At 65.4% G+C, this 26193-nt stretch carries 27 protein-coding genes; 4 read left to right on the top strand and 23 right to left on the bottom strand.

What is annotated here, in order from left to right; translation table 11 throughout:
• Positions 1–69 precede the first annotated feature (69 nt).
• Both H7841_02420 and H7841_02415 read left to right on the top strand, forming a co-directional pair.
• Positions 70–765: a class I SAM-dependent methyltransferase gene (locus H7841_02420; protein ID MEO5335738.1), complete on the top strand. Its 696-nt coding sequence runs from the start codon at positions 70–72 to the stop codon at positions 763–765.
• A gap of 36 nt (positions 766–801) precedes the next feature.
• Entirely contained in the window at positions 802–1377 is a 576-nt protein-coding gene (locus H7841_02415) for a hypothetical protein (GenBank protein ID MEO5335737.1), read from the top strand.
• On the opposite strand, the gene H7841_02410 is transcribed toward H7841_02415, so the two are convergent.
• The 12 genes from H7841_02410 to H7841_02355 all read right to left on the bottom strand — a co-directional run bounded on the left by H7841_02410 (position 1371) and on the right by H7841_02355 (position 12017).
• The gene (locus H7841_02410) at positions 1371–1853 is read right to left on the bottom strand and encodes a hypothetical protein (GenBank protein ID MEO5335736.1); all 483 of its coding nucleotides are present in this window, start codon (positions 1851–1853) and stop codon (positions 1371–1373) included. The genes H7841_02415 and H7841_02410 overlap by 7 nt on opposite strands.
• A 28-nt stretch (positions 1854–1881) precedes the next feature.
• Positions 1882–3264, bottom strand: coding sequence for a mitofilin family membrane protein (locus H7841_02405; protein ID MEO5335735.1), 1383 nt, complete (start codon positions 3262–3264; stop codon positions 1882–1884).
• 22 nt (positions 3265–3286) lie between these two features.
• Positions 3287–3979: a ParA family protein gene (locus H7841_02400; protein MEO5335734.1), complete on the bottom strand. Its 693-nt coding sequence runs from the start codon at positions 3977–3979 to the stop codon at positions 3287–3289.
• Positions 3980–4008: 29 nt separating this feature from the next.
• The gene (locus H7841_02395; GenBank protein ID MEO5335733.1) at positions 4009–4380 is read right to left on the bottom strand and encodes a hypothetical protein; all 372 of its coding nucleotides are present in this window, start codon (positions 4378–4380) and stop codon (positions 4009–4011) included.
• 84 nt (positions 4381–4464) lie between these two features.
• The gene (locus H7841_02390; GenBank protein MEO5335732.1) at positions 4465–5298 is read right to left on the bottom strand and encodes a DUF4239 domain-containing protein; all 834 of its coding nucleotides are present in this window, start codon (positions 5296–5298) and stop codon (positions 4465–4467) included.
• Positions 5295–6113, bottom strand: a complete 819-nt coding sequence (locus H7841_02385; GenBank protein MEO5335731.1) for a DUF4239 domain-containing protein — start codon at positions 6111–6113, stop codon at positions 5295–5297. The genes H7841_02390 and H7841_02385 overlap by 4 nt, the downstream gene beginning before the upstream one ends.
• Before the next feature lie 12 nt (positions 6114–6125).
• On the bottom strand, positions 6126–6923 hold the full coding sequence (locus H7841_02380) for a DUF4239 domain-containing protein (protein ID MEO5335730.1): 798 nt from the start codon (positions 6921–6923) through the stop codon (positions 6126–6128).
• Positions 6920–8554: a Na/Pi symporter gene (locus tag H7841_02375; GenBank protein MEO5335729.1), complete on the bottom strand. Its 1635-nt coding sequence runs from the start codon at positions 8552–8554 to the stop codon at positions 6920–6922. Before H7841_02375 ends, H7841_02380 begins: the two co-directional genes overlap by 4 nt.
• Before the next feature lie 39 nt (positions 8555–8593).
• Positions 8594–9613, bottom strand: coding sequence for a hypothetical protein (locus H7841_02370; protein MEO5335728.1), 1020 nt, complete (start codon positions 9611–9613; stop codon positions 8594–8596).
• Between the two features lie 29 nt (positions 9614–9642).
• On the bottom strand, positions 9643–10737 hold the full coding sequence (locus H7841_02365) for a substrate-binding domain-containing protein (protein ID MEO5335727.1): 1095 nt from the start codon (positions 10735–10737) through the stop codon (positions 9643–9645).
• 86 nt (positions 10738–10823) lie between these two features.
• Entirely contained in the window at positions 10824–11432 is a 609-nt protein-coding gene (locus tag H7841_02360; protein MEO5335726.1) for a hypothetical protein, read from the bottom strand.
• A gap of 78 nt (positions 11433–11510) precedes the next feature.
• Positions 11511–12017: a DUF6524 family protein gene (locus H7841_02355; protein MEO5335725.1), complete on the bottom strand. Its 507-nt coding sequence runs from the start codon at positions 12015–12017 to the stop codon at positions 11511–11513.
• 120 nt (positions 12018–12137) lie between these two features.
• On the opposite strand from H7841_02355, the gene H7841_02350 reads away from it, so the two are divergent.
• Both H7841_02350 and H7841_02345 read left to right on the top strand, forming a co-directional pair.
• Positions 12138–13154, top strand: coding sequence for a VacJ family lipoprotein (locus tag H7841_02350; GenBank protein ID MEO5335724.1), 1017 nt, complete (start codon positions 12138–12140; stop codon positions 13152–13154).
• Between the two features lie 17 nt (positions 13155–13171).
• The gene (locus H7841_02345) at positions 13172–13594 is read left to right on the top strand and encodes a DUF6524 family protein (GenBank protein MEO5335723.1); all 423 of its coding nucleotides are present in this window, start codon (positions 13172–13174) and stop codon (positions 13592–13594) included.
• Here the strand turns inward: H7841_02345 and H7841_02340 are convergent, their stop codons facing one another.
• From H7841_02340 to H7841_02290, 11 genes are all read right to left on the bottom strand, one after another.
• On the bottom strand, positions 13595–14992 hold the full coding sequence (locus H7841_02340) for a nitronate monooxygenase (GenBank protein ID MEO5335722.1): 1398 nt from the start codon (positions 14990–14992) through the stop codon (positions 13595–13597). It abuts the gene before it with no gap.
• Positions 14993–15089: 97 nt separating this feature from the next.
• Positions 15090–17243 carry a polyribonucleotide nucleotidyltransferase gene (gene pnp / locus H7841_02335; GenBank protein ID MEO5335721.1) on the bottom strand — a complete coding sequence of 718 codons (2154 nt, stop codon included), beginning with the start codon at positions 17241–17243 and terminating at the stop codon, positions 15090–15092.
• 115 nt (positions 17244–17358) lie between these two features.
• Positions 17359–17628: a 30S ribosomal protein S15 gene (gene rpsO, locus H7841_02330; protein MEO5335720.1), complete on the bottom strand. Its 270-nt coding sequence runs from the start codon at positions 17626–17628 to the stop codon at positions 17359–17361.
• A gap of 3 nt (positions 17629–17631) precedes the next feature.
• Complete coding sequence (truB, locus tag H7841_02325; GenBank protein ID MEO5335719.1) at positions 17632–18570, bottom strand: tRNA pseudouridine(55) synthase TruB; 939 nt, start codon at positions 18568–18570, stop codon at positions 17632–17634.
• Complete coding sequence (gene rbfA / locus H7841_02320) at positions 18560–18952, bottom strand: 30S ribosome-binding factor RbfA (protein ID MEO5335718.1); 393 nt, start codon at positions 18950–18952, stop codon at positions 18560–18562. Before rbfA ends, truB begins: the two co-directional genes overlap by 11 nt.
• A gap of 29 nt (positions 18953–18981) precedes the next feature.
• Positions 18982–21588, bottom strand: coding sequence for a translation initiation factor IF-2 (gene infB, locus H7841_02315; GenBank protein MEO5335717.1), 2607 nt, complete (start codon positions 21586–21588; stop codon positions 18982–18984).
• 3 nt (positions 21589–21591) lie between these two features.
• Complete coding sequence (locus tag H7841_02310) at positions 21592–22209, bottom strand: RNA-binding protein (GenBank protein ID MEO5335716.1); 618 nt, start codon at positions 22207–22209, stop codon at positions 21592–21594.
• An 8-nt stretch (positions 22210–22217) separates the two neighbouring features.
• On the bottom strand, positions 22218–23744 hold the full coding sequence (gene nusA / locus H7841_02305) for a transcription termination factor NusA (protein MEO5335715.1): 1527 nt from the start codon (positions 23742–23744) through the stop codon (positions 22218–22220).
• Positions 23734–24255: a ribosome maturation factor RimP gene (gene rimP / locus H7841_02300; GenBank protein MEO5335714.1), complete on the bottom strand. Its 522-nt coding sequence runs from the start codon at positions 24253–24255 to the stop codon at positions 23734–23736. Before rimP ends, nusA begins: the two co-directional genes overlap by 11 nt.
• A gap of 192 nt (positions 24256–24447) precedes the next feature.
• A complete protein-coding gene (locus tag H7841_02295) occupies positions 24448–24816 on the bottom strand; it encodes a hypothetical protein (protein MEO5335713.1) in 369 nt (122 codons plus the stop codon).
• Positions 24817–24918: 102 nt separating this feature from the next.
• Positions 24919–26052, bottom strand: a complete 1134-nt coding sequence (locus tag H7841_02290) for an extracellular solute-binding protein (GenBank protein ID MEO5335712.1) — start codon at positions 26050–26052, stop codon at positions 24919–24921.
• Between the last annotated feature and the right edge of the window lie 141 nt (positions 26053–26193).

Here is a 26193-nt window from a genome sequence, read left to right as displayed (position 1 = left end):
GTCCCGGCATCATTCCCCGCGCCCCCCGGCGCGGGGGGTGCCTTTTTCCTTTTCGGCCCAAAAAAGACCATGAACCCAGAGTCCATCAAGGCCGCCTATCGCCGCTATGCGGCCGTCTACGATCTCTTGTTCGGAAGCCTTTTCGCCCCCGGTCGCCGGGCGACGGTCCATATGGTCAACCAGCGGGCCGGCCAGCGCATTCTGGAGGTCGGCGTGGGCACCGGGCTTTCGTTGCCCTTCTATCGCCACGATGCCTCGGTCGTTGGCATCGACCTTTCCATCGACATGCTGGAGGTGGCGCGTGATCGGGTGGAGCGGGACGGCCTTGCCCACGTTCACGGCCTCCTGGAAATGGATGCCCAGCACATGGCCTTCGCCGATGGTTCGTTCGACGCGGTGGTGGCCATGTACGTGGCTTCGGTGGTTAGCGATCCGGCCAGACTGATGGCCGAGATGCGGCGGGTCTGCGTTTCCGGGGGCGATATCGTGGTGGTCAATCATTTCACCTCGACCCATCCCCTGTTGCGGGCCGTCGAGATGGCCTCGGCACCCCTGTCGGGACTGATCGGATTCCGGCCGCATTTCGAACTCGACGCCTTGCTCGGCATGGCGCGCATGCGTCCGGTCGAGGTGCGGAACGTCAACATGTTCGGCTACTGGCGTCTGGTTCGTTTCCGCAACGAGATCGTGGGCACCGAGGCATTGGCGGCGGCCCATTCCCGCGAAGGCCTGGGCCCCTTGGGCCTGGACGCGTCGGGTATCTGAGCGTCGGCGGTCGCCAAGCGGGGCAGGGAGGACGACGTGGAATTCTCCATCGCCCTGTTTCAAATCCTGGCGGTCGTCGCCTTGCCTCTCGTGGTGGCGAACGTCGGCACCCACCTGCTGCACCATGTGGCGACTCCCGATTTCGGGGCGGTCCCCATCCTGACGACCATGTCGCGCCTGGAGGGCGTGCTGATCGGCGGGTTGCTGCTTTACGGCAACTTGGAGGCCAGCCATTTCGATCTGGAAGGCCTGTTTGTGCCGGAAAGTAGCTGGAATCTCGGTTTCTTCGAGTTCCTGACCGGCCGGGGCAACATCTTCTCCTATGAAGTCTGGCCGGTTCTGGCCGCCGTCCGCGACCAGTCCCTGCCCGAGGTGCTGGTGGCGGTCGCCGCCAGCTTGGTGTTGCCGGTCGTGGTGACGGTCTGGGTTCACCGGTTATGGCCCCGGCGGGACGCTTGGCGGGCACTGCTTTCCTGCCTCGGCACGACGGCCTGGACTGCCTGGATGACCGTCTACTTGGTCTCCCTGACCTTCTGGGCGCTCTACAAGCTGAATTTCTGGGCCTTGGCCCTGTTCGCCCTATACTACCAGTACCGGCGCAGCCATCACTGAGGAATCACGCGGTCGGCGACCGGCCGGGGAACGGAGGGCATGCGATTGGCCTGGGCGCGCCGATAGATGTAGTCACCCACCAGGGCGCCGCCCACGGCACTGGATACCGCATAGACGCGGCTGACCGCCACCGCCCCGGTGGATGCGGAAACCGCCGTGATGCCGCTGCCAGCGGCCGGCATGGCTTCCGCCATGAAAGGCAGGGCGGCGGTCCCGCCCATGGCGAAATTGAACAGAACGACACCGCCGATGGCGCCCAGGCCGGCGGCCAGGAGCCGACTCTCCACGGCTTCGACTTGGGTGTCCTTGTCGCCCATGGCGCCCAAGTCCTCGCGAAGCGTGCGCCCGGCGGACGGAGACTCGGCCGGTGCCTGGGCCACGACTTGCCCGCGCGGCTGTTCGGCCGCCGGGGCGGGGCCCGCCCAGAGCATCGTTCCCGTCAGGGCCAGGGCCGTCGCAGTCATGAAGCGTACCATGGTCGTCTCCATCCCTTCCCCGATGAACCTAGGACTTCCTGCCGATAAGATCGAGAGCCAATCCGGCCAGGCCTTCCGTCGCCGCGTCGACCGCCAATCGGGCGCGGGCCTCGACCAGCCAGCGCTGGGCCAGGGTCGCCGGCGGACCCTCCAGTTGGGTCAGGACATCGATGGCGCCCTTGAGGTCGTCCTCGGCCAGTTTCTGGACCGTGCCGTCGATCAGCTTGAGATTGGGATCGCGGTCGGCCGGACGCGGGCCGGTCGGTGCGATGGCGGAACTGACCCATTCCCGCATGCGGTCGCTCCAGGGACGGTCGCCACCGTCGGCCAGGGCGCGCAGCTTGGGTACCAAAATGGCGCTGAAGCTATCGCGCAGTTCGGCCACCGTGGCGACGCCGGTATCCGAATGGGCGTTCAAGCGGTCCAATGCAGCGGCGAGGCCCGCTTGGTCACCGGCCAGGCGGCGCACTTGTTCGACCTCGCGGGCGAAGGGCTTGTGGGTCTGCGATAGGGTGCCGAGTTGCTGGATGGCGACCGCCAGGCGGATCGCGCGAACGAGGCCGCGGTCCTCCCTGACTCCGCCTTCCAGGGCAGCCAGGCGGCCCTCGGACGCGCCGCCGAGTCCTTCCAGGGCGGCAAGGCGCTGGTCGATGGCTCCTGCCACCGTGTTCAGGTTGTTCAGCCCGGCCAATAGGTTGCCGGTCGCCGTGCCGACCTCGGCCATCTGGGCCTGGAGACCGGCGAGACCGGACTCGGTACCGTTCAGGCGTTCGGTGACGGTGCGGATATTGCCGCCAACCGCATCGAAGGCTTCCAGGCGCTTGTTGACCGTGATTATGCGGGTTTCGAAGGCGGTCAGACGGCCGACCGCGTCGTTGATTCCGGATTCCAGCATCTCGACGCGCTTGGCGATGGTGTTGCCCCAGGCCTCGATCTCGGCAGGCGCGGCAGGCATGGCGCCGCTGGGGACGGGTGCCGCCAGTGTTTCGACGCGGGCCGCCAGGCCTTCGGTGGCCTTCTCGATCCGCCCGAGGCGCGTCGCCGTGTCGGTGACATTGGTCTCTCCAGCCTGGGTGCGCGAGGCCAACAGGGCGATCTGCCCACGCAGGCCATTCATTTCGTCCTTCAGGATTTCGATCTCGCTACGTGGCCCGATCAGGAAGGCCACGACCGGCTCCTGCCCGTAGTTGGCCTTCAGCCAGGGCTTGAAGGTCGGCATGGCGAGGGACGCCGCCGCCCCCACCAAGGCGAGGAAGGCCAGAAGAAGGGCGAACCAGGCGCGTTTGCGGATAATCACCGTCTGCGGCCGGACCTGCTCGGGCTCGATCTTGGCCGCGGCCGGCGGGAACTGCTTGGCCAGATCATCCAAGGCCTCGGGATCGACCCCGGGAATTTCGTGTTTGTGCGTCATGGTTCCTTACCGCAATCCCTCGTCATTTCGGCCAGAAAATGGCCTCGATCTCGTGGGCCACTTGCGCCACGTCCACGGCGGCGGCCCCTTTGGGCGCCAGGACGGTCGGCGATGTGCCGTAGAAGGTCGCCTCCTGAAAGATGACCCGGTCGTTGAACTGGGCCGTGAGCGGCGCAACCTTCAAGCTTTCCAACTGCTTGCGGGCATGGACCGCCACCTGGGACCGTTTCACCCGGCAGAGCACCGCGCGGGAGTCGATGGCGCGGCGCGACAATTGCGAGGCGCTTTCCACCAGCTTGCGGGTCCGCATGGCCTCGAAGACGTTGGCCTCGTCCGTCATTGCCGGGATCAGCACCAAGTCGGCCGCACCGATGGCGAAGATCATCGCCTGGTTCTTGAAACCCGCGCAGTCGACCAGCACCAGATCGTGCTCGGCCGCCAAGTCGACGATGGCCGGAATGATCGCGTGCTCGTCCGTCTCGGTGCAAAGGGTCAGCCCCGACAACTCGCGGCCCTTCTTGTGCCAGCGGGTCAATGTCTGGTTGGGATCGGCGTCGACCAAGGCCACCTTGTGTCCTTCGGACGCCCAGTAGGTCGCCAAGCAGGCGATGGCCGTCGACTTGCCGGCCCCCCCCTTTCCGGTGGCGGCAACCAGTACCTTGCCCGGCCGCGCGCCCCGTCCCGCAGAGGCCGTCTTTCTATCCTTGCGTGCCAACGGTCGCTCGCTCCCCCAAAAGCTCCGGCTCAGAGGCCCGAGTCGGCGGCGCCGACCCAACGGATGCGCTGAGTCTCGTTGCCGGGAATATGGGTGACCGCGAAGTGGCTGGGCTTGCGGTAGTTGAGATTGGCCGCCGCCTGTTCGGCTTCGTATTGCCGGTACCACCAATGGCCGCCCAGGCCGCCCACGATAGCCGAGATGGCCGGCGGAACGCAGAATGCGCCATGCAGCACCGCCAAGCCGGCCAGGGCACCGACGCCGACGGCTGCCACGTTTCCGGTGGTCAGGAACGAGGAATCGCCAGCGGCGGGAGCCGTCGGCTGGGCGGCCGCCAAGGTCTCGGCGTGGGCGAAACCGGGCAGAAGGACGATGCAGAGGGCAGCAAGCAACCGCTTCATGGCGAACTCCGTTCCTGGTTGTCGACCCGCTTCGCTCCCCCGCGGGGAAAATGTAGCATAACCGCCCTCGAATGAGAAAGCATTCTAGCCCCCGTGCCCGGCCGGCAGCAGGTATTCGAAGGGGCGCGGGGAAATGGCCAGGGCCCCGGTGAAGGGGTGGTAGAGCAGCAAGGTCATATAGACGATGGTGGCGATGCCCGCCGCCAGCAACATGGCCATCGCCACATGGGCCAGAAAGCTGGGGCCGGCGAAGAACCAGTTGAACATGATGGATAGCAGGGAACTGAACAGCAGCACCCCCCAGATCAAGGTCCGGAGCTTGGGCCGCACCGAGGCCAGCCGTTGCTGTCGGCTGTCCATGGCGTCGGCGAGGAACTGGTCGGCCTGAAGACGGGTCAGGCGTTCGTGCTCGTCGACGTTCTCCAGCTTGGCGTAGCCCCCGAGCAGGCGCTGGAAGGCGGCGCGGGCGCCCAGGCTTTCGCGGCCCAACTGCATGGTGATGAACTCGTTCTCCACCACATTGATCACGTAGGTGCGGACCAGCCCGCGGATTTCGGGGACCTGGGGATTGGCAAGCTGGGCGATGGTCGAATCGAAAAGGCGCAAGGCCGTCGCCTCGGTCTGCACCTGGGTGCGTGCGTCGGTGTACCGGAAGGCGGCGGCGATCAGCACGAACGCCAGCAAGGCGGCGTAGACTTCGGACAGGAACTGGTATTTGGCCCCGCTTACCAGGTTATTGTCGGCCAGCACGAGGGGATCGGTCACGTGGCCGACGAAGGCCGCCCCGACCAGGGAAATCAGCATCGTGCCGCCCACCACGGTCGCCATGCCTAGCCAGACCGGCTGGCTGGCCACCCAGAGCAGCAGGGTGTCGAGCAGCGGCAGGACATCGTAGGCGAGATCGACCGAGGCATTCATCGCGCCAACTCCAGGAAGGGGCTTGGATCGACCGCCAGGTCGCCGGCGAAGGGGTTGCCGAGCACGAAGGCGAGGAAGACGTTGACGAAGATGCCCAAGCCCAGGACCGCGCCCATCCAGAGCTGTCCACGCAGGCTGTGCATGCCGAAGAAGGCGTTGAAGGCCACCGAAATGAGCACCAGCGCCAACAGGGTGAACCAGGTGAGCGTCGCGATCCTGTTGGAGACGTTGTTGCTGAAGCGACTGGTGCGGGCCTCGACCGCCTGGGACACCACCAAGTTACCCAGCGCCAGCACCGATTGCTGGCGGGGGTCGGACGGCTCGATGGCAAACCAGCTGTTCAGCAGGGTCTCGAAGGCGGCGACGGAGATCGGGCTCTCGTCGCCGGTTTCCATGGTCGGCCATTCCGTCCGCACCACGCTGTCGGCGTAGCGCGACAGGTTGGCGCGGAAGGCGGCGGCTTGTTCGGGCGGAAACTCGGCGACGATCTGCGACAGATTGCGCCACGCGGCGGCCTCTACCTGGACGTAGGTGTCGGCGTTGCCGTAACGGGTGCCGGCCTCGACCATGAAGAAGGCCATCAGCCCGGCGAAGATTTCGGCGATGAAACCCAGCTTGAAGGAAGCCACCAGGTTGTTCTGGATCAGGCTCGCCTGGGTGACGTAGTTGTTGACCGCCAGCACGCAGAGCAGCGAGAACAGGATGCCGCCCGCCAGGATGACCGCGGCCACCGTCCAGGTCGGCAGGTGGATCAGCCAGAGGAACCATCCCCCGGCGCCGGAAATCTCGCCCACCAGATCGGTGATGAAGTCCATCCGTCTCCGTTCCTATCGCGGCGGCCCAGCCGCCCTGGCGGCCGCACGCGCCACCTCGGCGTAGGGCTCGCTGTCCATGCCGGCATAGCCGCCCAGGGGATTGGACAGGACATGAATATACATCAGGATCACCATGACAAGGGCGACGAAGAACCAGCCCATGACCAGCTTGGTGAACAGCGAGGGCAGGCCGGCGAACCAGATGAACAGCAAGGTGGCTCCCAGGGTCAGGTACAGGAAGATCTGCAGCCCCTGGGCCAGGGGAAAGAGCGCGGACTCGATGCGGGCCTCGCGCGCCGCCGCCAGTTCGCGTACCAGCCGGTTGGCAAGGCGCAGATGCAGTTCCTGGCGGGGTGTCGCCACCTCGGTCGCGGTGACCGTGGCCGCCAGCCTGGACAGGGCGTCGGCCGCCGCCTGGGAACGGCCACCTTCCCGCATCTGGCGCCAATCGGCATCGGCGATGGTCTCGGCATAGGCGGCGATGGCCAGGAGCGTGCGGGGGCGTGCCGGCTCCGGCATCGCCTCGGCGGCGCGGGCCAGCAGCCCGAGGCGCGTCGCCTCCTGTTGGATGCGGGCGTTGACGGTGCCGTAGTGCAACCAACTGATGCTGACCCCGAACAGGATGGCCAGAAGAACGATCTTCTGGAACATCGGCATCTTGGTCTGGATCAGGTCATTGTTGTCGGCCAGCTGGCGCTGGGTGGTGTACAGATCGAAGGCCAGGGTGCCCAGCGTATGGACCGCCATCCCGCCCAGGATGAACAAAAGGGTGAGGGGAAGCAGGTCGAGGTTGAGCAGCTTGACCATCATGCGGGGGCTGCGGCCTTCGGGTCCGTCTCGCGTCCGCTATCGGCCAGGATGGCGAAGCGCCGCACCAGCCAGACGATGCGTTCGAACAGGGTGGTGGCGTTGAACAGCACGTCCTGGGCCCCGGGATCGCTGGCGCCTTCGCCGTGCATCAGGGTGCGGCGGATGTTTTCCATCAGGTCGGTCTTGTCGCCGGTCAGGACTTGCAGGAATTCGGCGTCGTCGCGATCTCCCGCCAGTGCGGCCGGCAGGGTGGTGAGGATCAGGTGCAGGGTCTCGGCCAGATGGCCGAACAGCCGATGTTCGATGCCTATCCGCCGCGCGTCGGCCAAGATCCCGGCGAATTGGTGCAGGCTGTCCTGCAGGGATGCCAGCAGGCCGTTGCGGTTCTGCAGGGTGATGACCCGCTCCAGCATCACGCCGTGCAGATTCTGGGTCAGCAGCGACTTGAGGAAGGCGTCGGTGTCGCGCATCACTGCGGAATTGGCATCGCGCAACTCGGCCAGCGGAATGGCCGGGGCGCCTTCGTCCGCTTCCTCGCGCACCGTGGCCAGGTAGCCGGCCAGGAAGCCGACTTGGCGCAGTTGCTCCCGTTCCGCCAGGTCGGCGGCGGTGACCGCGTCCAGCAGGGCGTGTTCCGAGATGTACTTCGGCCGCGACAGGGTCTCATGCACGGTCGGCGGCGCTAGACGGGCCAGCAGCCGCAGCAACGGGTCCTCGAAGGGCCAGGTGAGCAGCAGGGCCACGACCTGCACCAGCAGGTAGACCACCGCCACCTGGAGGCTGAGGCTGTCGCCGACCAGGGCCAGGGTGGACAGGGCCGGCTTGCCGGGCAGGACGTAGTCGAGGAGGAAGAAGGGCAGAACCCCCGCCACCCCCACCACCTTGAGCCCGGCCTGATAGAGCGAAAGCTGCCGGCTGGTGCCGACGATGTTGGCCGACATGAAGGCGACGTTCAGGCAGGACGAGAAGTTGGCTCCCAGCACGATCATGATCGCCTGGTCGATGCTGAGCAGGCCGGACGACACCATGGCCACGGCGATGGCCGAAACCGTCTTGGCCGTCTGGACCACCGGAGTGAGGGCGGCCCCGAGGGCGAAGGCCAGCCAGGGGGAGCCGTGGGCGTAGACCAGGAATTCCCTGAGCCCCTCGACATTGCGCAGCGAGACCGAGGCCTCGCGGATCATCTCCAGGCCCTGGAACAGCAGGGCCACTCCCAGCAGGGCGCCGACCATGTGGCGGAACCGCGGGGACTTGTCGAGATTGAGGAAATAGCAGGAGCCCGCGATGCCCACCAAGGCCAGCACCGCGTCGTGGATATCGACCGTGGCGATGAAGACCAGGACCGAGGTGCCGACGCAGGTCCATGCGATCAACGGCAGGCCCTGGCGCACCTGCATCACGCCGCTGGACACCAGGCCGACGGTGATGAAGGTGACGGCGTTGTTGCTTTGGGTCACCGCGCCGGCCACGGTGCCGATCATGGCGGATAGCCAGCGATTCCCTGTCGCCTTGCGCACGGCGGCGCGCAGCTTGAGACTGGCGAGCTGGGTCAGGCTCGACGTGATGAGCTTGACCCCGATGAAGAACAGCCCCAGGCCGGCGAAGATGGAAATGGCGACGGTCAGCGTCATGCACCGCTCCCGCGGCTATATCGTGCCGTCACCCGCCGGTCACCCGGGCGTCGAGACGGTTGCCGGCGCCAGTTCCACCGCCGCCCCCGCTTCCGCCCCATGGCGCCTTCCGCGCAGCCGTTGTGCCGCCAAAGCCAGGGACAGGGCGGCGGCGACCCCGCCACCGGCCAGGACCGGCCAGGACCCGAGCAGGTGTCCGTAAGCCATCCAGGTGCCGCCACTGGCGACAAACAGCAAATAGGTGAGCGCGGTGGCCGGACGCAGGCCGGTGCCGCCCATCTGCCGCTTCAACTCGATCAGGAGGCCGATGGCGAGCAGAGCCAGGGCGCCGCCCAGCAGCCAGTCGGACAGCTTGAAGCCGGCGAGGCCCGGCTCGCCGGGCGCCGATGCCGTGGCGGGTACGCTGCCCACCCGGCGACTGACGCCCATCACCTTACGGTCGACCTTCTGGATGGCGCGCATGAGGGCGCTGCCTTCCTCGCTGAGCGCGCTCACCTTGGGCGAGACGCTGAAGGCCACCTTGGGCAGGGGCAGAAGCTGGACCTTCAGTTCGGAAACCAGGAATTCGTCGCCGCTGTTGATGGCCATCACGGTGCCGACGATGGTGCGCTGGACTTCCGTATACAAGCCGGGATCGCGGATCTTGGACTTTTCCAGGCTGGCGTCGAGAAAATCGATGTCCGCCGCCGACAGTTCGCGGATCATGGCGAACTTGAAGGCGATGGTGGGGATGATGCCCACCTGGGTATCGATCTCCTTCAGCTTGTAGCCGGCGATATTCAGCAGCTTGAACAACTCCGCCTTATCTTCTTCCGATACCGAGCGGGCCAGATGGCTCGGGGGCGGCGGGGCGATGACCGAAAGCCCCGACTTGACCATGCCCCAGGTCCAGCCGACGGCGGCCAGGGCGCCGTCGAAGGCGGTGACCGCCAGGTTCGGCCGGTCCTGAATCAGGTCGGTGGGAATCCTCGAAGCCGCGGCCGGTTCGGCCGCCTTGGCCGATGGCCCTGTCAGGAGGGCGACGAGGGCGAAAAGCGAGACGAACGTCCGGACCTTCATGGGATGGCTCCTTGGGGCTGTCGGCGCGGTCATCGTTCGAACCGGGCCAGGCGCAGGCTGGCGTCGCGGACGGCGATGCGTTCGTCCTCCGGCATCGGGACCACCCCCAGCGGTATCAGGTATCCTTTGGTCCCGACCGTGGCGTCCCGGGTCATCTCGGTAATCAACTCGCGCAGGCCGCCGACCAGGCCCTTGCCCGTGTAATCCTTCACGTGGGCCTTCTTGACGTAGTAGTAGAGGGGGCGGACGAATTCGTATTCGCGGTTGGCCACCGTCTCGCGGCTGGGGATAACCCCTTCGAAGGCCACGATCTTGGCGATGTCCGACAGTTCCGTCGCATGGCGCAGCGACATGGTGGCGATGGTGCCCGGGGGCGCCTTCGACAGGGCGGCGCGCATGTTATCCAGGAAGGGCACGCCGACTTCGACGACCCGGCCGTCGCGCCGCAGCGTGGTGCATTGGCGGACGCGTTCGGCGGCCTCGAAGATTCCTTTGAGTTCCGAGATGTTGCGGCAGGCGCCCTGCAGGACACGATCATTGAAGAAGCTGCGTGCGCCCAAGGTGCGGACCGGCAGGATGGCGCGGATCTCGGTCTTGGGCAGCTTGGAATCGACGTCGCTCCACAGCTTGTGGGTGTTGGGCACGAATTCGTCGTTCTGCGGCAGTTCGTGGGCCAGGGCGTGGAACACCGCGTCCATGGTCAGAGGCAGGTCCTTGTCGTCCTTGCGCTGCACCAGCACCACCGCCTCATAGCCGACCAGGATCTCGATGATGTCGGTGACGCCGTTCTTCTGGCAACGTTCGAACTCGAAGACCCGCATGCGGCGCGAAACGGCCACGACATCCGGGGTGTCGAGTCCCTCGCCGCTGCAGAAGGCTTGCATGCCTTCGGTGGTGCCGGTCTTCAGGATGCGGGCGGGAGGCAGGCTGGCGTTGGCTGCCACCCGTTCGGCCATCGCTTCGCTGAAGGGCGCCATCAAGGTCGATCCCGTGATTACCATCTCGGTCCGCGGCCCGACCGGCGGCGGCGTCTCCGTCGCCTTGACCGCCGGCCCGGCGGCGGCCAATTCATCGCTCGCCACCAGTGCGAGAACGGCCCACAAGCACCTGGCAAAACGCTTCATGTGATCCCCCAGTTGATGGCGAGGTCCGGAAAATATCCCGTCCCGTCAAGATCCTACACGAATTTCCGTCCCGCGGAAGGCCGATCTCACCGGCCGGTCCGTGGCGCGAACGCGAACTCGGGGCGTTCTGGACTCGAGATGGAAACCCTGAGGATGGAATGCAATGGCGAGACCTTGCGGACGGGTAAGGAAATCGGAGAATCGGTCTCGAAGTAGCGGTCGTAAGCCATCAGGACGGCAGGGGTCAGGGCTTGGCCGACGGCGCAGAAGGAAGCGAAGACGACCCCCACCAGCGAGATGTAGAGCACCGCCTGGTTGGCGGGAAAGACCAGTCCGCCGGCGATCACGTTGATGACGTTCGTCCCGTCGGCAGCCATGGCGATGCCCATGCCGGCCGTACCGGCCGCCAGGCAGCCGATGCTTTGCTTTTCCCCGTCGCTTAAGCTGCCGCCGGGCCTGGAGATCGGCGGGCGCGGAACGATCCGGCCGTAGGGCGCCGGTTCGCCGTCTTCCGCGACCGGGGCCTCGGTGGTGGTGCGGAAGATCGCCGGCCGGGATGGGATGGCGGAGACCGATGCGGTGCGCAGATCGGCGCGGAACATGGCGTAATGGGAAGGGGCCATGTCGGCTGCCCCGGCCGCGGCCGCGCCCGAAATCCAGCCGGCGAAGCTCAATGACCAGAAAACTCCGCGCATGGCGCTCCACTCCCGTTAACCATAGCAGAGCCCCATATTGCCATTCCGGTCGTTCGCGGCCAAGCGGACTCTGGTCGGTCAGGCCCAGGGTTTCTTGATTTTGACCAGGTACCGCTTCTGGACCTGTCCGCTGAGCCGGGTGGCGATATGGGGCCAGGCGAGGCCGATGCCGAAAAACGTAGCCACGCAAAGCAGGGCGATCAACTCGACCACGATGCGACTGCGCGAGCTCTCGGGAAGCAGGTCGAGGATTTCGACCGCTGCCAGGATGCCGATCAGAGCGCCGGCACCCACGCCCCAGATGCCCAGGGAGGCCAGGACCACCCAGACCATGAATACGTAAACGATGAACAGGGCCACGCTCACCACGGCCTTCAACATGATGTCACCGCCTTCCGGCTCGCTCACCCAATGCCAGAACGAGTAGTGGAAGGGGTTGTAGGTCAGGAACACCACGAAGACGCTGGACAGCCAGCGCAGGAGAAACTGGGGAAGGGTGAAGGGGGGCGTGGCGGCCATGGCGGCGGGGATGTTCCGGAGGGCGGCGGGCCAGGCCAGAATAGCCAGCCGGCCAGTCGGCTCCAAGGACAATCGCAATTCGCCGAATCGGGAGTTTCGCCACACCCGGCGATGCGCTATCCTCGCGACCCGATCGGAACGAGGATGCCGCTATTCATGAGGCAAGGCTCTGAAATTCCAGTATTTATGACGAGAGCGGCGCTCTTCGTGGCGCTCGCGGCGGTGTTTTTCGCCGATCCGGCAGGGGCAGCGGATGGTTCGGCCGACTCCGAACGGCCTGTCAAGTCTTTTTCGCGTGCTCGCTTCAACGCCGAACTGGAGCAGGCCGCCATCGAGGCGGCACCGGCTTCCGTTTCGGCCAAGGCGCGGGAGAGCCAATCCTTACGCTTCGATACCGGCGACCTGATGCGGCAGGCGGAGGAAGGCTGGACCCGCATCAAGGCCGCCGTTCGCGACAGGCTGCGCGTTCCTGCCATCGAAAGGGCGCGCGCCCTGGGAGAGTTGCCGGCGACCGCCGTGGCGGAGGAGGGGGAATTCAACGACCGCCTGTTCCGTCTGCCGCCCGACGAGGAATACAGCGCCCTTGAAGACCCGATGGAGTCCCTGAACCGGCAGATCCATGCCTTCAACATGGGCTTGATCGACAATCTTTTCGAGCCGGTCGCCGACTTCTATTACGCCCAGACCACGCGGCCGACCCAGATCGGCGTCTCCAATTTCTTCAGCAACCTGCGCGAACCGATCACCATCGGCAGCGCCCTGTTGCAGGGCGACTTCGACGATGCCGGGGCTTCGACGGCCCGCTTTCTCATCAACAGCACCTACGGCATTCTGGGGATCTACGATCGTGCGGCTGAATTGGGCTATCCGCGCAAGGTCCGCACTCTCGACGAGACCTTCTGCAGCTACGGCGTCGCTTCGGGGCCCTATTTCGTGATGCCGGTCTTCGGGCCATCGACGGCCCGCGACACCACGGCCCGCCTGACCACCATGTTCGGCCAGTACCTGGTGCTCGGGCTCTATGTGATCCCCTACCGGGTGTTCGACACCGCGTCCCAGTACTTCGACGTTCGCGAACGCATGCAGTTCATCAACACCCTGGCCGTCGATTCCTATTCCCGCTATAGATCGGTCTACGCGCAGGTGACCCAGTTGTCCTGTGAACACCAGCCGGAAATCGAGAAAGAGATGTTCACCCGCTGAAGGAACGAGAACGCGCCGTGGCATCCCCCCCGCTGTTCAGCTACCCCAATCTGGTGATCCGGTGGGCGGCCGCGCTGTTCCTCGTCTTCGCCACCTACAATCCGAGCGGCAATTCCTACTACCACTGGCTGGTCGATCCCGACGATGGCCGGTGGTCGCTCAAAGCCCTGGTCGGCCTGACCCTGGCGATTGCGCATCTCACCTTCGTTTTCGCTACCTTGCGCGCCATCGGGGTGACCGGGATGCTGACCACCGCCGCCCTGTTCGCCACCGTCGTCTGGGCCCTGATGGACCACGGCTACCTGCTCAGCATCGGGTTTTGGACCTGGGTGACGATCATCCTGGGGCTGGTCGGCAGTCTGCTGGCCGTTGGCGTGTCATGGTCGCACATCCGCGCCCGCCTGGCCGGCCAGATCGATTCCAACGACGTGACGTTGTAGCTATTCGCCCGCCAGGATGCGTTCGACCAACTGCTGGACGGTCGGGATGAAACCGTCCCGGTACAGAGGGTCGGTGGCGAAGCGGTAGGCGTTGTGGCCCGAGAACATCAGGTTGTTGTCGATGTCGCCCCCGTGGGCGATGCTCTGCAGGGTCTTCTGGATGCAGAAGCTGCGGGGATCGGCGGGCTTGCCGGTCGAGCCATCTTCCGACTGCGACCAGTTGCTGAACCGGCAGGCCGACAAGCAACCCATGCAGTCCTGCTGCGCCTTCAGGATGCGTGTCGCCTTGTCCGGGGCAACGAAGATCAAAGTGGAATCCGGAGTCCGCATGGCATCCGTGAAGCCGGCCGCCATCCACGACTTGGCCCGATCGACGTCCTGCGGTTCCAGGAAGACTTGACGGCCACGGGCCCCGATGGGCAGGGCTTCGGTGAGCACGCCTTCCGGTTCGCGGGCGTAGGGCACCTGACGGGCATTGCGTTCCTCCAGCTCGCGCAGGAAGGCGTTGCGCACCGCCGACGAATAGAAGCCGGTGGGACTAAAGCGGTTCAGCGACACGTCACCCGGCTTCAGGTTGAGCAGGACCCGCTTCCAGGCCTCGCAGATGGGGCTTTCCCGGGTCAACAGGGGGCGAGTACCGAATTGGAAGGCGACGGGCCCCAGGTCGGGATTGTCGATCCAGTCCTCCCACTCCTTCAGGCTCCAGACACCGCCGGCCATGAAGATGGGAATGGCGTCCAGCCCGAATTCGCGCATGGTGGCGCGCAGTTCGACCACCCGTGCGAAGGGCGGCTCCGGCCTGCGCGGGTCCTCGGAATTCGACAGGCCGTTATGTCCGCCCGCCAACCAGGGGTCTTCGTAGACCACGCCGCCCAAGAATTCCCGGTGCTTGTGGTAGGACCGCTTCCAAAGCGCCTTCAAGGCGCGGGCGGAGGAAACGATGGGGTAGTAATAGACGCCATACCGGCTGACGATCTCGGATACCCGGTAGGGCATGCCGGCGCCACAGGTGACCCCGTGCACCAAGCCCTTGGCGCCTTCAAGGACTCCCTCCAGCACCCGTTCGGTACCGCCGGCTTCCCAAAGCACGTTGAGATGCAGACGCCCCCGGCCTTGCGAGACGTCGTGGGCGATGCGGGCCTGGGCGATGCCGCCCCGGACGGCGTAGGCGATCAGCTCCTCGAAGCGGTCGCGGCGGGTCTTGCCCGAATAGGTCTGGGGGATGACGTTGCCGTCTTCGTCGTAGGAATCGGCGTTGACCGCCGAAAAGGTGCCGACGCAGCCGGCGGCGGCGAAAGCGCCGGCACTGCGCCCGTTGGAAACGGCGACGCCCTTGCCCCCTTCGACGATGGGCCAGACCTCGCTCCCCGAGATCAGGATCGGCTTTACCGGCTTCACGCCCATTCTCCACGCCGGCCGCCCCCGAGGCGGCCTTCCATTCGGATATATATGGAGGCGCGAGCCGAAAGACGACTCGCGCCCCCCATTTTTCAAATCAGTCGTCGTGGTCCTTGCGGCGCTTCTGGACCTTGTCGGAGATGTCTTCCCCGGTCTCCTGGTCCACGCAGCGCATGCTGAGCTTGATCTTGCCGCGGTCGTCGATGCCGATCAGCTTGACCTTGACCTGATCGCCCTCGTTGACCACATCGGTCACCTTGCCGACCCGGTCGGCGGCCAGTTCGCTGATGTGAACCAGGCCGTCGCGCGAGCCCATGAAGTTCACGAAGGCACCGAAGTCGACGACCTTGACCACCTTGCCCTTGTAGATCACGCCGATCTCGGGTTCGGCCACGATGTTGCGGATCCACTCGATGGCCGCGTCGGCGGCGCTCTGGTCGACCGCCGCCACCTTGATGGTGCCGTCGTCCTCGATATCGATCTTGGCTCCGGTGACCTCGCAGATTTCGCGGATCACCTTGCCGCCCGGTCCGATCACTTCGCGGATCTTGTCCTTGTTGATGTGCAGGGTGGTGATGCGCGGGGCGTTCTTGCTCACTTCCTTGCGGCCCGAGGTGATGGCCTTGGCCATTTCACCCAGGATGTGCATGCGCCCGTCCTTGGCCTGGGCGAGCGCGATCTTCATGATTTCCTCGGTGATCGAGGTAATCTTGATGTCCATCTGCAACGAGGTGATGCCCTTATCGGAACCCGCCACCTTGAAGTCCATGTCGCCCAGGTGGTCCTCGTCGCCGATAATGTCGGACAGCACGGCGAAGCCGTCATCCTCCTTGAGCAGGCCCATGGCAATGCCCGCCACCGGACGGACCAGCGGCACGCCGGCGTCCATCAGTGCCAGAGAGGTACCGCAAACGGTCGCCATGGAGGACGATCCGTTGGACTCGGTGATCTCGGACACCGTGCGCATGGTGTAGGGGAAATCTTCCTTCTTCGGCAGGACCGGGTGGATGGCGCGCCAAGCCAACTTGCCGTGGCCCACCTCGCGCCGGCCGGTGAAGCCGATGCGCCCGGTCTCGCCGACCGAGTACGGGGGGAAGTTGTAATGCAGCATGAAGTTTTCGCGGTACTCGCCAGCCAGGGCGTCGATGATCTGCTCGTCCTGCCCGGTACCCAGCGTGGAGGTGACCAGGGCCTGGGTTTCGCCGCGGGTGAAGAGTGCGCTGCCATGGGCGCGCGGCAGGACGCCGACTTCCACGGCGATCGGACGGATCGTCTTGGTGTCGCGGCCGTCGATACGGTAGCCGGTCTCCAGGACCGACCGACGCACCACGTCGGACTCCAGATCCTTGAGGATGCCGCCGAGATTGTCGGCGACCAGGGCCGCATCGAAGGCTCCGGACGCGTTCAGGTCGGCGGTGACCTTCTGCTTGACGGCCGCCACCTTGTCCTGGCGGGCCAGCTTGACGGTCTCCTTGTAGGCGGCGCGCAGGCCCGCCTCCGCCAGTTCGCGCACCTTGGCCGCGAGGGCATCGTAACCGGCCGGGGACTCGGGCAGCGGGCGGGGCTCCTTGGCGCAAAGCTCGGCCAGATCGATGATGGCGTCGATCACCGGCTGGAAGGAGCGGTGGCCGAACATCACGGCGCCCAGCATGACATCCTCGGACAGCTCCTTGGCTTCCGATTCCACCATCAGAACGCCTTCGCGGGTACCGGCGACCACCAGATCCAGGGCCGACAGGTTCAGTTCGTCGATCTGCGGATTGAGGACATACTGGCCGTCGATGTAGCCGACACGGGCCGCGCCGATGGGCCCAAGGAAGGGCAGGCCGGAAATGGTCAGGGCTGCCGAGGTGCCGACCATGGCGGCGATGTCGGGATCGTTTTCCATGTCATGGCTGAGCACGGTGCAGATCACCTGGGTCTCGCAGGCGAAACCGTCGGCGAACAGGGGGCGGATCGGCCGGTCGATCAGACGCGAGGCCAGGATTTCACGCTCGGACGGCCGGCCCTCGCGCTTGAAGAAGCCGCCGGGGATCTTTCCCGCGGCGAAGCTCTTTTCCTGGTAATTGACCGATAGGGGGAAGAAATCGATGCCCGGCCGAGGAGCCTTGTCGCCGACCACGGTGCAAAGGACCTTGGTCTCGCCGTAGGTCACCATGACGGCGCCATCGGCCTGGCGGGCGATCTTGCCGGTCTCGAAGACCAGCTTGCGACCGCCCCAGTCGATCTCTTTCCTGAATTCCTTGAACATGTCTCTTTTACCTTCCTACCTGCACGGGACAACGGATAAGGCGGCTTCCGGGGCTTCGTGCCCCGCCGCGCGCCGTCCCGCTGGATGCCCCTTCGGCATCCCTGACCAGAGAAAACTAGCGGCGCAAGCCGAGCCGCTGGACGATCCCCTCGTAACGCTTGACCTCCTTGTCGCGGAGGTAGTCGAGGAGACGACGCCGCTGGCCGACCATCATCAGCAGGCCGCGACGGGAATGGAAATCCTTCTTGTGGGTCTTGAGGTGCTCGGTCAGGTTCGAGATGCGCTCCGACAGGATCGCGATCTGCACTTCCGGCGAGCCGGTGTCGCCTTCCTTGGCGGCGAAATCCTTGATGACTTGGGTCTTGCGTTCGGCAGTAATCGACATCGTCTACTCCATGATCTCGAGGTTCAACACACGCAGGGGACGGATTTCCCCACCCTTGATGGAGGCGATGGCGACCAGGCGATCCCCGGACATGGCACGGAGAATATCGCCCTGCACCACTTTTCTGCCGGAGAGTCTGGCCAGCACGGGCAGCGCCGGAAGGGGCTGGCCGTGGTGGAGACGCCGAGCCTCCGCTTCCGTCAGGGCCAGCGCCGGGATGTCGGCCAGCGCGGTCTCGACCGGAAGCAATAGGTCAAGAGGGGGCGCAATATGCCCCAGCTCAAGTAACTTATCCAGGGAAATCGCGACGCCTTCCGCGAAGGGGCCGACCTTGATCCGCCGCAGCGCCGCCACATAGCCCACCGTTCCCAGGGCCAAGGCCAAATCACGGGCCAGACTGCGCATGTAGGCGCCCTTGCCGGAATGGACTTCGAATTCCGCATGGTCGGTATCGTGCTGGGCGATCAGCGCCAGGCGATCGATGCGCACGATACGCGGTTCCAGTTCCACCGGCTGGTCGGCGCGCGCCAAGTCGTAGGCTCGTTTCCCATCCACCTTGATGGCCGAGAAGGCGGGGGGAACCTGCTCGATTTCGCCGACGAATGTGGGAAGAATGGCTTCGATGGCCTCGCGGGTCGGGCGGACATCGCTGGTGGCGGTTACCTTGCCCTCTGCATCCTCGGTATCGCGGGCCTCGCCCCAACGGACGGTGAAGCGGTAGGTCTTGGCCCCGTCCATCACGAAGGACACAGTCTTCGTCGCCTCGCCGAAAGCCAGGGGCAGTAGCCCGGTGGCCAGAGGGTCCAGGGTGCCGCCGTGGCCGACCTTGGCGGCGTCGAACAGGCGACGCGCCTTGACTACCACGTCGTTCGACGTGACGCCCACCGGCTTGTCGACCACCAGCCAGCCGTTGATCGCCCGGCCCCGCCGCTTACGTCCCATGATCGTCCTCGTCGTCGCGCGACGCCAGATCGCGGGCGACCGCCGGGTCCTTGAGTAGGCGGTCGATGCGGCCGGCCTCGTCGAAGGTCGCGTCGGCCTTGAAACTCAGGTGGGGAGCGAAGCGCAGCTTGACCTCGGCGGCCAAACGGCGGCGCAGGAAGGGGCTGGCCCGGTTGAGCGCCGCGACGACGTCCTCCAGGTCTTCCCCGCCCAGGGACATGACGAATGCCGTGGCGTTGCGCAGGTCCGGGCTGATCGCAACCTCGGTCACGGTGACCGGTTTGCCGTGCAGGCCCGGGTCGCGGACTTCCCCGCGCTCCAGAATCCAGGCGAGAGCGTGGCGCAATTCCTCGCCTACTCGCAGTTGCCGCTGGCTGGACATGGTGTCGACTCCGGAAGGGGCGGGCGAGCCTAAAGCTCGCGCGCCACCTCCTCGACCTCGAAGCATTCGATGACATCGCCAACCTGGATGTCGTGATAGTTGGCCAGGGCCATGCCGCAGTCGTAGCCTTCCTTGACCTCGCGGGCGTCGTCCTTGAAGCGCTTGAGCTGCGACAGGGCGCCTTCGTGGATGACCACGTTGTCACGCAGCAGGCGGACCTTGGCGCCTCGCTTGACCACGCCCTGGGTGACCATGCAACCCGCCACCTTGCCGACCTTGGAGATGTTGAACACCTCGCGGATTTCGGCGTAGCCCAGGAAGTTCTCGCGCAACGACGGCGCCAGCATACCCGACAGGGCCTTTCTCAGGTCGTCGGTCAGGTTGTAGATGATCGAGTAGTAACGGATGTCCACGCCGTCCCGGTTCGCCATCTCGCGGGCCTGGGGGTTGGCGCGCACGTTGAAGCCGATGATCAGGGCCTGGGAGGCCCGCGCCAGGGTGACGTCGGACTCGTTGATGCCGCCGACGCCGGAATGCAGCACCTGGACCTTGACCTCTTCGGTGGCCAACTGCTCGATGGCGCCGCAGATGGCTTCAACCGAGCCATGCACATCGCCCTTGACGACCACCGGCAGGACCTTGGCCTGGCCGTCCTGGATACGCGACAGCATCTGCTCGAGCGAGCCGCGCGCGCCTGCCGCGGCGCGGGCTTCGCGAGCCTTGCGCTGGCGGAACTCGGCGACCTCGCGGGCCTTGTTCTCGTTCTCGGCGACGATGAAGTCGTCGCCGGCGGCGGGCGTCCCGTTGAGGCCCAGGATCTCGACCGGCATGCCGGGCTGGGCTTCATCCACCTTCTCGCCGCGCGAGTCCGAGAGGGCGCGCACGCGGCCCCATTCGGAGCCGGCGACGAACACGTCGCCGACGCGTAGCGTTCCCTTCTGCACCAGAACCGTGGCGACCGAGCCGCGGCCCCGTTCCATCTTGGCCTCGACGATGACGCCCTGGGCCAGGCGGTTGGGATTGGCTTTGAGGTCCAGAACCTCGGCCTGCAGCAGGATGGCTTCCTCCAGCTTGTCCAGGTTCAACCGCGCCTTGGCGGAAACCTCGATGGACTGGGTGTCGCCGCCCATGTCCTCGACCACGATCTCGTGGCTGAGCAGTTCGGTGCGGACCCGCTGGGGATTGGCGTCCGGCTTGTCCATCTTGTTGATGGCGACGATGATCGGCACCCCGGCGGCCTTGGCGTGGTGGATGGCCTCGATGGTCTGCGGCATGACGCCATCGTCGGCCGCCACCACCAGGACCACGATGTCGGTCACCTTGGCGCCGCGGGCGCGCATCTCGGTGAAGGCCGCGTGGCCCGGCGTGTCGACGAACGTGATCTTCGCGCCGTTCGCCAGGGCAACTTGGTAGGCGCCGATATGTTGGGTGATGCCACCGGCTTCGCCCGACACCACATCCGTCGCGCGGAGGGCGTCCAGCAGCGATGTCTTGCCGTGGTCGACGTGGCCCATGACGGTGACCACGGGCGGGCGGGACATCAGGGTCTCGTCGTGATCGGTGCCGCCTTCCAGGCCGATTTCCACGTCCGACTCGCTGACCCGGCGCACGGTATGGCCGAATTCGCCAGCTACCAGTTCGGCGGTGTCGGCGTCGATGACCTGATTGATGGTGGCCATGACGCCCATCTTCATCAGGATCTTGATGACCGCGGCACCGCGTTCGGCCATGCGGCTGGCCAACTCCTGGACGGTGATGACCTCGGGCAGGACGACTTCGCGCACGATCTTCACCGTTTCGATTTGCTGTTTGCCCGCCTTCTTTTTTTCCTTCTCGCGGGCTCGGCGAACCGAAGCCAGGGAACGTTGGCGTTCGCCGGCCTCTCCATCCTCCGAAACGTTCTGGATGCTCAGACGTCCCGAACTGCGGCGGGCCTCGTCGTCGATGCGCCGTACCACGGGGGCGCGACGGTGCTCGGGACGGGCGGCGCTGCCGGGGCTGCGCCTGGGACCGCGACTGTCGTCTTCCTCCTCGGCATCGGCCGGGCGGACGTGGGGCTTGGCGGCGGGAGCGGCGGCCGGGGCCTTGCCGTCCTCGCGCGGGGCCGGGGCGTCGTCCGGCTTGCGGCGCTTGTCTTCTTCCTCGACGTTGCGGCGCCGGGTCTCGTCCTCGGACTGGCGACGGACTTCCTCTTCCTCGACGGACTTGCGGCGATCTTCCTCTTCACGCGCTTGGCGTTCTTCCTCAAGGGAGGGCAGTCCGGCCTCGGCGCGGCGGCGGCGCTCTTCCTCCTCGGCGAGGCGGCGGCGAGTCTCTTCCTCCTCGGCCAACTTCAGCGCCCGCATGCGGGCCGCCTTCTCGTGGGAGGTGAGGTGGGGCTCGATGACCTCGGGGGCCTCGGGCGGCGGCGGCGGGGCTTCCATGGTCAATTCGGGGACCACCTTGACCTCGGCCATATGTCCGCTGGCGTCCTGGGCGAAGGTCCGCTTCTTGCGTACCTCGACCTGCACCATCTTCGAGCGGCCATGCGAGAAGCTCTGCTTGACCGAGCCGGACTCGACCGTCTTCTTCAGCTCGAGCTTGCCGGACTTGCCCAAGGTGAGAGGCTTCTTGTCTTGATCCATCATATCGGTCATCGCTTACCCGTCGACAAATGGCGCGTTGGCGCCTTGAATTTCCTTGCGAATTCCAGCCAGGCGGCCTGCTTCGCGGAGCAGGCTTTCGGCCAGACGTCCAGGAGCGACCGCCACATGGACGATATACTCCCGCCCTAACGCGCGGCCCAGTTCGGCCGCTCGCAGCACCTCGATCCGCGGCAATCCCCGTGCCGCGGATTCCAGCTTGGCCCGGCCGTCTGCCGCCCCATCGGCGGCCTCGACCAGCAAGCCGGCCTCGCCCTTGCCCAGGGCTTCCCGGACCTTGTCGAACCCGGCCACCAGTTGGCCGGCCCGACGGGCCAAGCCCAGAAGGTTTTCGCAGCGTCCGAGCAACAAGTCCTCCACCTGGTCGGAAAGTCCGGGCGGAATCTTGACGCTCGCCTGCGCGGCCTTGGCGAACAGGCCCTTCTTACAAGCCGTATCTATCATATCGCGCGTCGCGCTACACCACAAACCGCGACCGGGCAGTCGTTCGTCCACATCCGGAACGATCGCGCCGCCGGGGTCGACGACGAACCGAACCAGTTCGGCCTTGGGCCGGACCGTCCGGGTGGCGATGCAGCGCCGGAACGGGCTCTTGCCGGTCGGTTCCTCGTCCATCACGGGCTTCAGGCCTTGCCCTCCTCCTCCTCTTCCGCGAACCAGTGGGCGCGGGCGGCCATGATGATGGCGTTGGCCTTGTCCTCGGTAAGCGAACCCGGGGGAGAGAATTCCAGCAGTTCGTCGCCGGCCAGGTCGGCCAGGTCGTCGCGGGTCTTCACACCCTTCTCGCCCAGGGCCACCAGGATGCTGGGGGTCAGGCCGTCGATTTCGGCGAGATCGTCGGCCACACCCAGTTCCTTGCGCCGCGACGTGTATTCCTCGTCGCGGCGGGCCAGGAAGTTGCGGGCGCGGTTCTGCAGTTCGCCGCCGATGTCCTCGTCGAATCCTTCGATGCCGGCCAGTTCCTCGATGGGCACCAGGGCCACTTCCTCGACCGAGGAGAAGCCTTCGGTGACCAGCAGGTGGGCGATCACGTCGTCCACGTCGAGGGCATCGATGAACATCTGCGAGCGGTTGCGGAATTCCTCCTGCCGTTTGGTGCTTTCCTCGGCTTCGGTGAGGATGTCGATGTCCCAGGTGGAAAGTTGCGAGGCCAGGCGCACGTTCTGGCCGCGGCGGCCGATGGCCAAGCTCAGCTGGTCGTCGGGGACCACCACTTCGATGCGGTGGGTCTCCTCGTCCAGAACCACCTTGGCGACTTCGGCCGGTGCCAATGCGTTGACGATGAAGGTGGCCGGATCGGGCGACCACTGGATGATGTCGATTTTCTCGCCCTGCAGTTCGCCTACCACGGCCTGGACGCGCGAGCCGCGCATGCCGATGCAGGGGCCGACGGGATCGATGCTGGAATCGTGGGACATGACGGCCATCTTGGCGCGCGAGCCCGGATCGCGGGCCACCGCCATGATCTCGATGATGCCGTCGTAGATTTCTGGCACTTCCTGGACGAACAGCTTGGCCATGAAATCGGGATGGGTGCGCGACATGAAGATCTGCGGCCCGCGGGTCTCTTGGCGCACGTCGAGGATCAGGGCGCGCACCCGGTCGCCGGGGTTGAAGTGCTCGCGGGGGATGGTCTCGTCGCGGCGCAGCAGGGCCTCGCCACGGCCGAGGTCGATGATGACGTTGCCGAACTCGATGCGCTTGACCAGGCCGTTGACCACCTCGCCGACGCGATCCTTGAACTCGTCGTACTGGCGCTTGCGCTCGACTTCCCGGACCTTCTGCACGATCACCTGCTTGGCGGTCTGGGCGGCGATGCGGCCGAAGTCGATGGGCGGCAACGGATCGATCAGGAATTCGCCGACCTGGACGTCCGGCTTGAGGCGCTGGGCCTCTTCCAGCGTGAGTTGGGCCGCCTCGTTCTCGACCGTCTCCACCACTTCAGTGTAGCGGGCCAGCGAGATTTCGCCGGTCTTGCGGTCGATGTGGGCGCGGATGTCGTTCTCGTGGCCGTATTTGTTGCGGCCAGCCTTCTGGATGGCCTGTTCCATGGCCTCCAGAACCTCGTGGGGCTCGATGCTCTTGTCGCGGGCGACCTGCTCGGCGACCTGCAAAAGCTCGGGGCGGGCGTGAACGGCGTCAGTTGCCATGATCGTTCTGTCCTTCGGTTTCCTGCTTCTCCCGGTGCATGGCCAGAAGCTCATCTGTCAGCACCAGCTTGGCCCGCTGGATGTCGGCGAGCGGCAGGACCACTTCGGCTCCTTCCGCCAGCATCCGTAGCCCGTCGCCGGTCAAACCCAGCAGCCGGCCGCGAAAACGCCGCCGTCCGTCCAGCGGACGGACAAGTTCCACCTTCGCCTCCTGGCCGACGAAGCGTTCGAAATCGCCGGGGCGGGTGAGTGGCCGGTCGATACCCGGCGAACTTACCTCCAGGGTATAGGCATCGCGGATCGGGTCCTCGACATCGAGGATGGCCGACACCGCGCGGCTTACCCGGGCGCAGTCGTCCACGGTGGGCGGCTGGCCGTCGGGGTGCTCGATCATGATCTGCAGCACCACCCGCCGCTGCCCCGAGGTCTGGATTCGCACCACCGTGAAGCCCAAGTCTTCGACGGTGGGGCCGACCAATTCCCCGATGCGGCCCTCCAAAGGGCTATCCATGTTCGTCCTGCACTATCTCGGCGTCGCACGCTTCGTCTTCCGGTGTCGACCCCGAAAAACAAAAGGCGGGCCATTGGCCCACCTTATCGGTTTCGGCCTCGGCCGGCTGGATGGCCGACCGGTTCGCCGGAAGAGGCGAAGTTCCTTGGGCCTACGTATAGTGCGCGCGGACCGGCAAGACAAGCGGTTTCGTCAGGATTTGAGCAACCGGCCCGTGAACCAGCGCAGCAGGGCGAACAGCAGGAAAAAGTCGACTGTCAGGATCAACAAGGTCATGTCGCGCGACCGGTTGGGGCCGCCGCATTGTCCGGCGAACTGCCAGATATCGGCCGTTATGCCGAGGGTCAGGACTAAGGCCGTCGCCATGGCCAAGCTGTAGAGCGCCTGGATGCCCAATCCCCGCGGCGCCGATTTCCACTGCGAGATCAGGAGCAACAGCAGCAACGCCCCGGCAATGCTGTCCCGCATGTCGAAGCAGCCCTCCGACAGAGCCATCGCCACCGCCGTTCCCGTCGCGCCCGCGACCAGGACAGTCGTCGTTTCGTTGCCGTCGTTCGCCATGCTGTCTTCTCCGTCGGTTCCGCCGCGGCGGGATCATACTCTTTCCGGAACGCGACGCATCCGACATCGGAGCGCCCCGCGATTCGATCTCGTCACAAGCCGCTAGTTCCTTCCCATACGGAACCGCGCCCATTCTCTGGCCTGTGTCCGTTCATATTCGCGGTTGCCCGCCAGCGGTGGAACGGTCAACTTGGCCTTGACGTGCGCAGGCACGTAGATCGCCGGGTCATTGGCGATGGCGGGATTTAGTCTTTCCCGCGATGCCGGAACGGCGTTGGCGTATCCGGTTTCGTTGCTGATTTCGGCAATGATATCGGGCCGGAGGATGAAATTCACGAAGGCATGCGCGGCATCCGGATGCGGGGCATCGGCGGGAACGGCCATCACGTCGATGCCGAAAAGCCCCCCTTCCCTGGGAATGACGACGACGATGTCTTGGGGGGGCGTGTTTTTCCGGCCCTTTTCCCGCGCCTGCACCAAATCGCCGACATATCCATGCGCGACACAGATCGAACCTTGGGCGAGATCGTCGATGTAGGTCTGTGCTCCTATCTGGTAGAATGGCCGCAAGGACTTCAAGGATTGCATGGCGGTCCGCATGGACGTGATCGACTGCCGGCCCGCATCTTCCCCCTTGTATATGAGAAAGGCCGACAATGTCTCGACCGGCGTATCCCGTATGCTGACGCCGCATTCCTTGAACTGGCCCAACACCACGGGGTCGAATAGCATGGCCCAGGAATCGCGGGGGGCGTCCGGCATCGCCCTGCCGACCAGATCGACGTTATAACCGAAACCCGATGCGTACATCATATAGGGAACGGCGAAACGGTTGCCGGGATCAGATTTCTCGAGCGACGTCATGATTTCCCTGTCCAATCCCTTGGCATTTGGAATCTTGGAGAAATCGAGCTTCTGGAAGAGGCCGGCCTTGACCTGCCGGGCGAAGAACGGCGTAGCCGAGGGAAAGACAACGTCAAAACCGGTGCGCCCGCTCAACAGCTTGGCCTCCAGTTCATCGTTCTCGCTAAATGTGCTGTAACTGACGTTTATTCCTGTTTCGCGAGTGAATTTTTCAAGAACCGCAGGAGCGATGTAATCCGGCCAATTGTGGACCGCTACTTGGCGGTCGCCTTGCGTTTCCGCCGCCCTGGCGGGCGGAGAACCACCCACCGCCAGAGCGAAGAACAACCCTGCGGCGAAACTCCGAATTCCATGAAGAAAACGTGGCGGCATGCCGCCTCCTGTGCCGGTCGACGGGAATTCTCCGATGCCATGCCCGATAAAGTCAACGACGGATTTTCAGGATATTGGTGTTACCGGTTGGCTCGACGGAACATGGAATTTCTGTTTGGTGCGACTCCGGACGTCGCCTTC

The sequence above is a fragment of the Magnetospirillum sp. WYHS-4 genome, from assembly GCA_039908345.1.
Classification (GTDB): Bacteria; Pseudomonadota; Alphaproteobacteria; order Rhodospirillales; family GLO-3; genus JAMOBD01.
The sequence above is the reverse complement of the archived record's forward strand: the minus strand, read 5'-3'. Positions and strand labels throughout refer to the sequence as shown.

Excerpts from the sequence above, each read along its gene's own strand:
- H7841_02420 (MEO5335738.1), top strand. The coding sequence starts at position 70 with ATGAACCCAGAGTCCATCAAGGCCGCCTATCGCCGCTATGCGGCCGTC.
- H7841_02410 (MEO5335736.1), bottom strand. The coding sequence starts at position 1,853 with ATGGTACGCTTCATGACTGCGACGGCCCTGGCCCTGACGGGAACGATG.
- H7841_02405 (MEO5335735.1), bottom strand. The coding sequence starts at position 3,264 with ATGACGCACAAACACGAAATTCCCGGGGTCGATCCCGAGGCCTTGGAT.
- H7841_02395 (MEO5335733.1), bottom strand. The coding sequence starts at position 4,380 with ATGAAGCGGTTGCTTGCTGCCCTCTGCATCGTCCTTCTGCCCGGTTTC.
- H7841_02390 (MEO5335732.1), bottom strand. The coding sequence starts at position 5,298 with ATGAATGCCTCGGTCGATCTCGCCTACGATGTCCTGCCGCTGCTCGAC.
- H7841_02385 (MEO5335731.1), bottom strand. The coding sequence starts at position 6,113 with ATGGACTTCATCACCGATCTGGTGGGCGAGATTTCCGGCGCCGGGGGA.
- H7841_02380 (MEO5335730.1), bottom strand. The coding sequence starts at position 6,923 with ATGATGGTCAAGCTGCTCAACCTCGACCTGCTTCCCCTCACCCTTTTG.
- H7841_02375 (MEO5335729.1), bottom strand. The coding sequence starts at position 8,554 with ATGACGCTGACCGTCGCCATTTCCATCTTCGCCGGCCTGGGGCTGTTC.
- H7841_02370 (MEO5335728.1), bottom strand. The coding sequence starts at position 9,613 with ATGAAGGTCCGGACGTTCGTCTCGCTTTTCGCCCTCGTCGCCCTCCTG.
- H7841_02365 (MEO5335727.1), bottom strand. The coding sequence starts at position 10,737 with ATGAAGCGTTTTGCCAGGTGCTTGTGGGCCGTTCTCGCACTGGTGGCG.
- H7841_02360 (MEO5335726.1), bottom strand. The coding sequence starts at position 11,432 with ATGCGCGGAGTTTTCTGGTCATTGAGCTTCGCCGGCTGGATTTCGGGC.
- H7841_02350 (MEO5335724.1), top strand. The coding sequence starts at position 12,138 with ATGACGAGAGCGGCGCTCTTCGTGGCGCTCGCGGCGGTGTTTTTCGCC.
- pnp (MEO5335721.1), bottom strand. The coding sequence starts at position 17,243 with ATGTTCAAGGAATTCAGGAAAGAGATCGACTGGGGCGGTCGCAAGCTG.
- rpsO (MEO5335720.1), bottom strand. The coding sequence starts at position 17,628 with ATGTCGATTACTGCCGAACGCAAGACCCAAGTCATCAAGGATTTCGCC.
- truB (MEO5335719.1), bottom strand. The coding sequence starts at position 18,570 with ATGGGACGTAAGCGGCGGGGCCGGGCGATCAACGGCTGGCTGGTGGTC.
- rbfA (MEO5335718.1), bottom strand. The coding sequence starts at position 18,952 with ATGTCCAGCCAGCGGCAACTGCGAGTAGGCGAGGAATTGCGCCACGCT.
- infB (MEO5335717.1), bottom strand. The coding sequence starts at position 21,588 with ATGACCGATATGATGGATCAAGACAAGAAGCCTCTCACCTTGGGCAAG.
- H7841_02310 (MEO5335716.1), bottom strand. The coding sequence starts at position 22,209 with ATGGACGAGGAACCGACCGGCAAGAGCCCGTTCCGGCGCTGCATCGCC.
- nusA (MEO5335715.1), bottom strand. The coding sequence starts at position 23,744 with ATGGCAACTGACGCCGTTCACGCCCGCCCCGAGCTTTTGCAGGTCGCC.
- rimP (MEO5335714.1), bottom strand. The coding sequence starts at position 24,255 with ATGGATAGCCCTTTGGAGGGCCGCATCGGGGAATTGGTCGGCCCCACC.
- H7841_02295 (MEO5335713.1), bottom strand. The coding sequence starts at position 24,816 with ATGGCGAACGACGGCAACGAAACGACGACTGTCCTGGTCGCGGGCGCG.
- H7841_02290 (MEO5335712.1), bottom strand. The coding sequence starts at position 26,052 with ATGCCGCCACGTTTTCTTCATGGAATTCGGAGTTTCGCCGCAGGGTTG.